The 8,186-nt window shown below is 64.8% G+C and carries 8 protein-coding genes; 1 reads left to right on the top strand and 7 read right to left on the bottom strand.

Annotated elements, in window-relative coordinates; all coding sequences use genetic code 11:
- Nucleotides 1-87: 87 nt before the first annotated feature.
- A complete protein-coding gene (gene ampC / locus ABM562_RS14010) occupies nucleotides 88-1,242 on the bottom strand; it encodes a class C beta-lactamase (RefSeq protein WP_460422369.1) in 1,155 nt (384 codons plus the stop codon).
- Nucleotides 1,243-1,373: 131 nt separating this feature from the next.
- On the opposite strand from ampC, the gene ABM562_RS14005 reads away from it, so the two are divergent.
- A complete protein-coding gene (locus tag ABM562_RS14005; RefSeq protein ID WP_134062329.1) occupies nucleotides 1,374-2,249 on the top strand; it encodes a LysR family transcriptional regulator in 876 nt (291 codons plus the stop codon).
- On the opposite strand, the gene ABM562_RS14000 is transcribed toward ABM562_RS14005, so the two are convergent.
- The 6 genes from ABM562_RS14000 to ABM562_RS13975 all read right to left on the bottom strand — a co-directional run bounded on the left by ABM562_RS14000 (nucleotide 2,239) and on the right by ABM562_RS13975 (nucleotide 8,139).
- Nucleotides 2,239-3,288 carry an NAD(P)/FAD-dependent oxidoreductase gene (locus ABM562_RS14000; RefSeq protein WP_460422367.1) on the bottom strand — a complete coding sequence of 350 codons (1,050 nt, stop codon included), beginning with the start codon at nucleotides 3,286-3,288 and terminating at the stop codon, nucleotides 2,239-2,241. The two genes, ABM562_RS14005 and ABM562_RS14000, sit on opposite strands and share 11 nt — an antisense overlap.
- Nucleotides 3,285-3,710, bottom strand: coding sequence for a hypothetical protein (locus ABM562_RS13995; RefSeq protein ID WP_258579130.1), 426 nt, complete (start codon nucleotides 3,708-3,710; stop codon nucleotides 3,285-3,287). Before ABM562_RS13995 ends, ABM562_RS14000 begins: the two co-directional genes overlap by 4 nt.
- Nucleotides 3,707-4,126 (bottom strand): LIC_13387 family protein, encoded by a 420-nt coding sequence (locus ABM562_RS13990; RefSeq protein ID WP_010221778.1) that lies wholly within the window; start codon nucleotides 4,124-4,126, stop codon nucleotides 3,707-3,709. The genes ABM562_RS13995 and ABM562_RS13990 overlap by 4 nt, the downstream gene beginning before the upstream one ends.
- A gap of 59 nt (nucleotides 4,127-4,185) precedes the next feature.
- Nucleotides 4,186-6,846, bottom strand: coding sequence for a DUF4132 domain-containing protein (locus tag ABM562_RS13985; RefSeq protein ID WP_233674246.1), 2,661 nt, complete (start codon nucleotides 6,844-6,846; stop codon nucleotides 4,186-4,188).
- Between the two features lie 3 nt (nucleotides 6,847-6,849).
- Nucleotides 6,850-7,245 carry a hypothetical protein gene (locus ABM562_RS13980; protein ID WP_346617384.1) on the bottom strand — a complete coding sequence of 132 codons (396 nt, stop codon included), beginning with the start codon at nucleotides 7,243-7,245 and terminating at the stop codon, nucleotides 6,850-6,852.
- A gap of 81 nt (nucleotides 7,246-7,326) precedes the next feature.
- The gene (locus ABM562_RS13975) at nucleotides 7,327-8,139 is read right to left on the bottom strand and encodes an AraC family transcriptional regulator (protein ID WP_460422365.1); all 813 of its coding nucleotides are present in this window, start codon (nucleotides 8,137-8,139) and stop codon (nucleotides 7,327-7,329) included.
- Between the last annotated feature and the right edge of the window lie 47 nt (nucleotides 8,140-8,186).

The following is an 8,186-nucleotide window of genomic DNA, read 5'->3' as shown; positions in this document are numbered from 1 at the left end:
AGCTTGCCATTCACCGCTCTCACTTCTGATTCTATTCCTACCTCAAGACACAAGCGGCGGTGCGACGCCTCGACTTGCCCCGCGATCTTACTGATCCAAAGCCGTGAGGATCCGATGCGCCACCTTCACCCGCTCGGCAATCGGGTAGTTCTTGTTCGCCAGCAACACGATGGCAATGCGTTTTGACGGCACAAACGCCACGTAGGCACCAAAACCATCGGTCGAACCGGTCTTGTTCAACAGGGTGCCGGCCGGCAGCGGCCGCGCCGGTTTCAACCAGGTCACAGGTTGCGGCTCCAGCACCATCGACGGCGCATTGCCGGCCTGCAACTGCTCAAGGCTAACCGGGTAGGCATACTGCTCCCAACCCAGGCCCTGGGTCATTTCACCGACCTGGTAATAGCCGGTCTGCGTCGTGGCGATGGCCCGCTGCAGCGGTTTGCTCAGGCTTTGCGGCTGGATGTTCAGGTCCAGGTAATGCAAGAGATCCACAGCCGTCACTTTCAAACCATAGGCTTCGGCATCCAGCGGCCCGGGGCCGACGCGCACGGGTTGATCCTGCTTGTTGTAACCCTGGGCGTAGTTGCCCATCTGCGCGGCAGGCACCTGCAGGTAGCTGTGCTGCAGGCCCAGTTGCGGTAGCAGCTGTTTTTCCATCAACTCGGCAAACGGCGTACCCAGGCTTTTGGCCGCGAGGTAGCCGAACAGGCCAAGGCTGGGGTTGGAATACAACCGGTGGGTGCCAGGGGCGTAGTCGGCTTTCCAGTGACCGTAGTAACCGGGCAGGTCGGCCTCGCCCTTGATCTCATCCGGGAACTGCAGGGGCAGGCCGCCGGCGCTGTAGGTGCCGAGGTTGAGCAGGGTGATGCCATCGAATGCCGTGCCTTTGAGCGCCGGCCAGTGCTTGCTGGCCGGGTCGCCGAGGCTCAGCTTGCCACTGGCCTGGGCAAAGCCTGCGAGGGTGGCGGTGAAGGTCTTGCTCAGCGAACCGATCTCGAACAGGGTGTCGGCGTTCACCGCCTGGCCGTTTTGTTTCGACGCTACCCCGTAGTTAAAATAGTGCTGCTGGCCGTCGACGCTGATGGCCACGGCCATGCCGGGGATCGCCTGTTGCTGCATCAGCGGGCGGATGGCGCCGCTCACCGTTGATTCCAGCGGCGTCTCGGCAAAACTTTGCCCAGCGACCAGGCAAAGGGCAAGGGAGGCCAGAATCCCTGGCTTGAGGTTGGTTGTTTGGTGCATGATCGGCAACCTTTCCATAAGTGGACTGTTGTGAGCCTGGCTGCAGCAGGGAGCGCCAATCTAGGCGCTTTGCGCAGGTTGCACAAACGATGATATTTCGCAGCAGCCATTAGAAAAATTTGGGAGTCTGCATGATCCGACCGCACCTGCCCCTGAACGCCCTGCGGGCGTTCGAGGCTTCGGCCCGGCACCTTAGTTTTACCCGCGCGGCCATCGAGCTGTGCGTGACCCAGGCGGCGGTCAGCCATCAGGTCAAGAGCCTCGAAGCCCAGCTCAAGGTCACCCTGTTCAAGCGCCTGCCACGCGGGCTGATGCTCACCAGCGAAGGCGAGACCTTGCTGCCGGTGCTGCGCGAATGCTTCGACCGCATCGCCCAGACCCTCGACTGCTTCGACGGCGGCCACTACCGCGAGGTGCTGACCGTGGGTGCGGTGGGCACCTTTGCCGTTGGCTGGCTGCTGCCGCGCCTGCCCGAGTTCCAGGCCCTGCACCCGTTTATCGATTTGCGCCTGTCGACCAACAACAACCGCGTCGATGTCGCCGCTGAAGGCCTGGATTACGCCATTCGCTTCGGTACCGGCGCCTGGCATGGCATCGATGCGCAGCCGCTGCTGGAGGCGCCGCTGTCGGTACTGTGCGTGCCGTCGATTGCGCTGCAGTTGCACACCCCCGCCGACTTGCTGCAACAAACCCTGTTGCGCTCCTACCGCAGCGATGAATGGGCCGAATGGTTCCAGGCTGCCGGGCTGTCTGGCGCCGTGCAGCCTTCGCGGACCATGGTCTTCGATTCGTCGCTGGCGATGATGGACGCGGCCCTGCAAGGCGCCGGGGTGGCCCTGGCGCCGCCGTTGATGTTCGAACGGTTGCTGGCCAGCGATGCCATTCGCCAGCCGTTTGCCCTGGGCATCAGCACCGGCAGTTACTGGCTGACGCGCCTGCAGTCGAAGGCCGAAAGCCCGGCGATGACGGCATTCAAAGCCTGGCTAGTGAAGGCGGCTACAGGCTGAAGCGTGACGGCCGGCAGCCGTGCAGCTCGGGCGCAAGCTGGCCATCGATCAGCTCTTGCGCGACCAGGCGGCCGACCACCGCCGCCAGGGTGACGCCCGAATGCATCACCGCCAGGTACAGCCCGCTGACCGCGGACAAGGTACCAATGATGGGGATGCGGTCATCCGGCATGGGCCGCAAGCCAACCTCGGTGCTGATCAGTTCAAGCCCCTGACCGCCGTGCAAACTTTCCCGAATGGTGTGCAGCGCCCGCTGGGCAATGGCTTCGGGGCCGTCCTCGCCGTCGGCGTCGAGGTAGTCTTCGGCGGCCAGGATCAACTCAGGCGTCGGTTGGCGGATTTCCAGTTCGCTGCTGGCGATCAGCGTGTGCACCAGCCGCTCTTGTGCCCGCAGGCGGATCAGGATCGACGGCGACGGGTGCAGCGGCAACGCCACGCCCAGGGGCTGCAACAGGGCCTTGCACTCGGTGCCGGCCGCCACTACCAGGCGGTCGCAGGCGATCTGCCCGCCAGTCGTGGCGAGTGCCTCGACGGCGCCGCCACGGCACTCAATCGCCAGCACCTGCGTATTGCTCAGGACGTTGGCGCCGTTGGCCTGGGCGCGTTCCAGCAGCAGGCGGGTCATTGCTACCGGGTCAATGGAGCCTTCCTGCGGGGCGAAAAACGCTTGCTGCGGCGGCGCTTTGAAATACGGCTCAAGCTGTTGAACGCGAGCGGGTCCGATCCGCTCGACACCGGCAACCGGTGCTGGCGCCTGGCTGAACGACAGCGCGCCGATCCAGTTGATCGGCACCGTGCCCAGCTCGCTTTGCAGGCGGTGATACTCGGTAATCGCCAGGCCGCGCAGTTCGGCAAATTCGCCGGGTTGCGGCGCTGTGGCGTTGATCCAGCCAAAGGCTCCGGAAGTCACCCCCAAGCCTGGCTGGCCCTTGTCGATCACCGTGACTTGCGTGTGCTTGCTCAAGTGATAGGCAATCGAGGCACCGATGATGCCGGCGCCGATCACCACCACGCTCGGGCGTTGAATGCCTGTTGTCATTGGCGATTCTCCGGCCAGGTGGCGGTCGGGAAGTAGCTTTCCATCCCCGGCTCCTTGTGCTCGACGCCGTCGCGCTGCCAGTAACAGGTCAAGCGCGCGTAGTTGTCCAGGTCACCGTGGATCAGGCAGGTCGAGCGGTGCCCGGGCCAGGTGAAGCGCAGCACTTTGGCCTTGGCAATGGCCGCGACCTCGACCTGGCCGATGGCGGTGCGGGTCTTGCCGTCGATGGTCTTCGCCAGCACCAGTTGACCGTCCAGATAGCGCAGGGTGGCCCGGCCCGAATACGTGGCGCCGTTGTCCGGTTGTTTGCCGACCAGTGCATAAGGCCCGACCACAAAGCCGTAGAGCGGGTCCGGATAGTCTTCATCATCGGCCACGCAAACCGTGCCGATCAGCATCAAACCCAGCAGCAACAGCCTCATAGCGGCAGGGCCTGAAGCATGACGGCGCCAACAAACAGCAGCAGCGCAAGGCTGATGCCGATCAGGGGAATGTTGAACCAGTAGCGCCGCGCCAGCAGCGCCATGCTCGCCAGGAACACAACCCCCAGGCCCAGCAGAAAGCCGTCACGCAGCAACGCCTGCGGTGCTGCCAGGGCCAGGTAGCCATACACCAGGCCGAACAGCATGGCGCCCAGGCTATGGCTGGCATTGAAACCCACCCAGGCACGCCACACCGTCGTCTGCCGGGAAATCACCGGGGAGATTTTTTGCATCTGTTCGCCCAGCGCCGGGTCACGCGGCTGGAACTTGTTGCTGGCGAAGGTATAGACCAGGTGCACAGTGCCCAGGAGCAGGGCGATGGCAGCGCTGGCACAGATCAGTAGTTGAGCGATCACGGGCAATCCTTTGGCAGGTGAATAAAGCGCCGCCGGTGGGCCAGCGGCGCACAGACAATCTACTTCAAGGCCAGCTGGCGGGTGATGGTCGGGTCGCTGATCCTGTCGTCGTCGATCAGCAACATGGCCTTGGAGAGGATGATCGACAGCAGGGCATCGCCCTCGAACGGCAGGTACTGCGGCGTGGTCTGTTGGCGCGCCTTGGCGTCGGGGACGATGCACAGGTACTGATCGTTGGGCAGCATCAGGATATTGCCCGAGCCCAGGTGGATCTTGTAGCTGCGCAGCTTGCCGGTGACTTCCAGGAAGCGCCCGTGCAGGGCCCATTTGTCCTTGAGGCGGGTCATGCGCGGCAGCAGTTTTTCCAGCAGTTGCTTGCGCGTTTGTGCGGTGGCGCCCAGTTCGCCGAACGAATGGTTGTGCCAGTAATCGCGGTAGCGGCCGTCCGGCCCGCCGTCGGCCCACAGCGGGTCGTTGGCCAGCGAGGCGACGCCGACGAACAGGTCGACATCGCGCATCACTTCGCTGAGCACCAGCGCCGGCACCTGCTCCAGCGGCAAGGGCGCGGCGTCTTCGGCGTTGTCCCAGCGGTTCATGGCATAGCCGCCGCCACCGGCATGGGCACTACGCTGTGCGGCGTCGATGGGGTAGAAGCGTACCTGGTCGGTGCTCAGGCGCAGGAAGGCCCCGGCTTCGTTGGTGTCGACGCCGTAGTCGTCGCCCACGCCCTCGATCCAGAACTCGGCGCGCAGGCCCCAGGCCGGCAGTTCACGGGTGGCCGGCGGGTAGGTGTCATCGACCATCAGCCGCAGTTTGTTGCGCCAGCCGCGGGCGGCGGCCAGGGCGTGGAACTGGTGCTGACGCAGAATGTGCGCAGCGAAGCGGTTGGAATAGGTGGCGGTGTTGCGCTCGGCTTCGGTCAGCAGGTAGACCTCGCGGTGGGCCTGCTTGAACGGCTGGGTGATCTGCAGCGTTTCGATGCGCTCGCGCCAGGCGAGGATCTCTTCCAGCGGGCGGCCGATCGGGTGCCAGAGGCGCACTTGGGCGTCGCTGGAAGGGCTGATGGTGTTGCCCTCGAGGCTTTGCAGGCGGTCCTCGCTGAACACCACGGCGTGCTGCTGGCCGCTTTCGCTGATCACCCAGATCAGCCGCCGCGCCAGGGTGCCGATCAGCGGATGGTCAAGGTAGCGCTCCTGCCATTGGCCGAACGCCCAGTGCTTTTCCAGCAGGAACAGGCTGTCCAGGCGCTCGGCCTGGGCCGGGAGCATGGCGCCGATGTCCTTGACCGCACCTTGCAGCTCCTTGAGCTCCTCCTTGTAGTCAGCCTTGACCTTGGCCGGCACCGATTTCTGCGGCGTGCCGTCGGCGCGGAACCAGCTCAGGCTGGCGCTCTTGCCGTCGACTTTGAGTTCGGCGACAAAGGCGCCGTCATCGAAGCTTTCGCGGCGCAGGCCGACCTGTTCCAGGCCGTAGGTCGGCACGCCGAGCTCTTCGATCTGGTCACGCGGCAGCTGCAGGGCTTCGGCGGCGCTGGTGAAGGCCTTTTCGATTTCCTTCTGCGCGGTACCGAACTTGACCCGCACCTTGAGCAGGGCCAGTTGCCCGACGGCTTCGCTGCTGGGGATCGACGACAGGGCGAATACCGCTGCGTTGCCGACCTTGGGCGCCCGCGGGCCGATGCCGCGCACCTTGCGGTAGGCGCTCAACGCGAGGCGGGCGATGGCCCGGGTCAGTTCGCTGTCGGCCAGCGGCGCGCTCATCCATAACAGGCCGCGCAGCACCGTGGCATTGCCATCGTGCATGCGCGCGCGGTCATCGCTGCTTTCCCAGCCAACGTTGAGCAGTGCACCGCAGCGCCCGGCATCGACCCGCGCAAACCAGCGCAGCAGTGCTTCCCGCAGCGAGGCTTCACCGACCTTGAGCAGCAGCGCCTGGGCGTTCTTCAGCCATTTCGCCGACGGCCGCGCCGAGGTCGCCGCAGCGGCCTGACGCAACAGTGCCAGCCAGTCTTCGCGCCCCTCGGGGCTGAGTTGTTCGAGGTCTTCGAGGGCCAGCTGGGTCCAGTGTTCGCACGGCGCCAGCACCTGCCAGGCGCCGTTGCCCAGCAGCGGGTCGAGCTTGGCCATCAGCTGTTCGCCGAAGTTGCCGTAGTGACCGAGGTCAGCGCACTGGCTGCGCAGCATGATCAGCAGGTCGCGCAGGTCGTCGGGCACTTGTTGGTAGTTTTGCGCAATGACCCAGTCAGTCACGGTCAGGGTCGGCAGGGTGCCGTAATAGGCAAAGCGGTAGCTGGTGAACCACTGCAGCACAGGCTCGGCCAACTGGCCGACGTCGGCGCCGTTTTCCATCAGCCAGGTCATCAGCGCCGGTAGCACGCCATAGTCGAAGATGTGCGAAAAGGCATGGCCGGCACTGGCCGTGCTCAGCTCACCGTTGTAGGCCACCACCCGTTCGATCAGGGCCAGGACCAGGCGCGTACGAAACGCCGGGTCGGCATCCAGGGCCATGATCGCCGGCAGTTTGCTCAAGGCAAAGACCATGGCATCGGGGCGGCCATGGATCTTCTGCACCAGCGGCAGCAGTTCGCTGATCAACTCATGTTCGTGGCGCAGTTCGGAGCCGGCCAGCAGCGGGTAGCCGTCCGGGCCGATGTGTTCGACCGGGCCCAGCTCGGATTGCGGGCGGTCATGGCGAAACGCCTGAAGTTGTTCGAGTGCCATGGTTCAGCCTCCTACCAGTGGGGTCAGTTTGATGAAATTGACCACGCTGTCGTGACGGATGGTCAGGACTTCGTCGAGGCTTTCGGCCTGACGCTCGTCGAGGAGGATGAAAAAGCCGTTGCGCTCGAAGGCGTCGCAGGCGATGTCGACCTGCTTGCGCCAGTCGATACTCGGGCGCTCAATCGGGCGCTCGCCATTGAGCGTGGCTTCCAGCGACTCGGGGGTGACCAGGCGCTGGCGCCGGCTGTGGTCGGTTTCATGGTTGCGCTGCTGGACTTCCTGATGGACCCGCTCGCGGATCAACTGGCGCACGGTGATGGTGTCGGTGGCAAAGTGCAGGGCGAAATCATCGAAGACTTCGCCCGAGACCGACTCGTCGCGGACGGTGAGCGTTGCCATGGGAACTCCTTTTCTGGCAAGAGGCAAAACGGATAGGCGCAAGGGTATCAGGCTGGCCAGGCGATTTCGACGTGCAGGCGCTTACTGATCGCTGCCGGTTCGCGCGCGAAAGAACTCACCCGGTGGCAAGCCGAACTGCTTGCCGAAGGCGGCGATAAACGCTGATAGCGACTCATAGCCGCAGGCCAGGGCCACGTCGGTGACCCGCTCGCCGCGCTCAAGGGCAGGCAGGGCGCTGAGCAGGCGCATGCGCTGGCGCCAGAGGCGAAAGCTCAGGCCGGTTTCACGTTGAAAACGGCGGCTCAGGGTTTTCTCCGAAACGCCTGCTTGCCGCGCCCAGTCGGCCAGCCCGGTAGGCGAGTCGGGTTGCGCCTGCAGGTGGCTGCACAGTGCGCGCAGGTCACGGTCGAGCGGCAGGGGCAGCATCAACTGCTGCTGTTCGGCGCTGTCCAGCTGGTCGAGCAACACCTGCACCAGGCGCCCGTCAGGGCCATCGCTGTCGTACTCCACCGGCAGTTCGCTGAAGGTGCGGATCAGCTCGCGCAACAATGGGTCGACCGCGATGACCCGGCATTGCGGGTCGCTCCAGCTCGGCGGCGCTGTTTCCAGGTAAAGGCTGCGCAGGCAGGTGCTGTCGGCACAACTGACCCGGTGCTGCACCTGCGCCGGTACCCACACCGCCCGCTGCGGCGGCACCAGATAGAAACCCAGGTCGGTGTGCACCTCCAGTACGCCGCGAATGGCGTAGGACAACTGTCCCCAAGGGTGCGTGTGGCGGTAGCCGAGCACCACGTTGGGCAGCGCCTGTACATGGCCATATACCGGGCGTGGCAGTGCGGTCAGCTGCTCCAGTGACTGCGGGGTGACTGCGGGGTGTTGTCCTTTTGGCGACACTGGCGGGGCGCTGGCGTTAGTGAAAGTCGGGCAAAGACCTTAACGTC

The sequence above is a fragment of the Pseudomonas sp. ZL2 genome, assembly GCF_054788455.1.
This window is presented reverse-complemented; position numbering and strand designations above follow the sequence as displayed.